This window comes from Pseudomonas sp. P5_A2_2 (assembly GCF_054177685.1).
Map to the genome: position 1 here is coordinate 1 of NZ_JBGCUL010000827.1, position 1,997 is coordinate 1,997.

At 61.3% G+C, this 1,997-nt stretch carries 2 protein-coding genes; both read left to right on the forward strand.

Translation table 11 applies throughout. The annotated features are described in order from the left end of the window. A partial coding sequence (locus ACXRVY_RS26200) for an Asd/ArgC dimerization domain-containing protein (protein ID WP_458238644.1) occupies positions 1 to 363 on the forward strand: 363 nt, incomplete at its 5' end. A gap of 205 nt (positions 364 to 568) precedes the next feature. Further along, positions 569 to 1,997, forward strand: a 1,429-nt coding sequence (locus ACXRVY_RS26205) for a type IV pilus assembly protein FimV (RefSeq protein ID WP_458238645.1), incomplete at its 3' end; no start/stop codon positions are given.

A 1,997-nucleotide genomic window follows, 5' to 3' on the forward strand; every position in this document is an offset into this window, starting at 1 on the left:
GTGCGTGAGCTGCGTCAGGTCATGGCGCGGCCGTCATTGAAGATTTCTGTCACTTGCATTCAAGCCCCGGTGTTTTTTGGCGATAGCTATAGCGTGACCCTGCAGTCCGCGAGTGAAATCGACCTGGTGAAAATCAATGCGGCCCTGGAAGACGCACCCGGCATCGAGCTGGTGGAAGCCGGCGATTACCCGACCCCGGTGGGCGATGCGGTAGGGCAGGATGTGGTCTACGTCGGTCGGGTTCGCCAGGGTATCGACGACCCGTCGGAACTTAATCTGTGGCTGACGTCAGATAACGTACGCAAAGGCGCGGCGCTCAACGCTGTGCAGCTGGCTGAGTTGTTGCTTAAAGACCTGCTGTAAAAGATACTTTGCAACAATTTGTCGATTGATTCCGGGCGAGCCTATGCTTGCCGGAGTGCTGAAGGCGAGCCGCTCTGCGGGGCTTTGCCGGGCATTAATGAAATGACCGCGCGCGACGACTCTCGCCGTTGCGCGCAATGCCTTACGGCAGCGACTATCAATACCTTCTCGCTGGCCGAGGAATGTTCAAACTAAGGATGAGCTAATGGTTCAAGTTCGCAAACTGGTGTTAGCAATAGYGGCCGCCTCGGCGCTGTCCTCCGGTATGGCGCATGCCCTCGGGCTCGGGGAGTTGACCCTGAAATCGACGCTCAACCAGCCGCTGGTAGCGGAAATCGAGCTGCTCGATGTCAAGGATCTCACCGCTGCCGAAGTGGTGCCGAGCCTGGCCTCACCAGACGATTTCGCCAAGGCCGGTGTCGACCGCCAGGCGTTTCTGAACGACTTGACCTTCACCCCGGTGCTAAACGCCAGCGGCAAAAGCATCCTGCGCGTGACCTCCAGCAAGCCACTCTCCGAACCCATGGTGAAGTTCCTGGTTCAGGTCATGTGGCCGAACGGTCGTTTGCTGCGCGACTACAGTGTGCTGCTCGATCCGTCCAAATTCTCGCCGCAAACCGCTGAAGCGGCTGCGCAACCGACGTCAACGGTTGCCGCACCCGTAACCGGTGCGACCAAGGCGTCCCAATACACCACCACACCGCGCGATACCCTGTGGGAAATCGCCGCGAAGGCGCGTAATGGCGGTTCGATCCAGCAAACCATGCTCGCCATCCAGGCGCTGAACCCGGACGCCTTCATTGACGGCAACATCAACCGCTTGAAAACCGGCCAGGTGCTGCGCCTGCCGGACCAGGCGCAGAGCGCCGGCCTGCCGCAACCCAAGGCCATTGCCGAAGTAGCCGCGCAAAACAAGGCCTGGCGTCAGGGTCGTCGTTATGTGGCGAAACCCGGGGCAGGGCAGCAGCAGCTCGACGCCACCAATCGCGCACGCACCGATGGTGCTCCGGCTCAAGCGGCCACCGACAAGCTGAGCCTGGTTTCTGCCGAGTCCGGCAAGAACCGTGGCAAAGGTCCTGTCGGCGATGCCAAGGCCCTCGGCAACAAGCTGGCGGTGACCCAGGAAAGCCTCGACACCAGTCGTCGTGATAATGCCGAACTGAAGAGCCGCATGGCCGACCTGCAAAGCCAGGTGGACAAGCTGCAGCGCCTGATCGAGCTGAAGAACAACCAATTGGCCAAGTTGCAGGCCGAGGGCGCAAATGGCGCCCCGGCTGCTGCGACGGCTCCGGCAATGTCGGCCGAACTTGCTGCCAACCCGGCCGCAGCGCCTGCTCCGGCTGACACTGCACCAGCGTCCGAGGCAACTCCGGCGTCGGCCGAGAAGCCCGTTGAGGCAACACCGGCAGCATCCGACGATCAGAAATTCAATGAGTTGCTGACCAATCCGGTGCTCCTGGGCCTGGTGGGTGGCGGTGCGGTGATTCTACTGCTCTTGCTGCTGTTGCTGGCGCGCCGCCGCAAAGCCCTGCAAGAAGCCGAAAAGCATATGCGCATGGCGCGTGCCTTGGCCGAAGAACAGCCGTTCTCGGCCGATTTCGACTTGCCGGAAACCAGCTTCGAAGGCCTGGAAG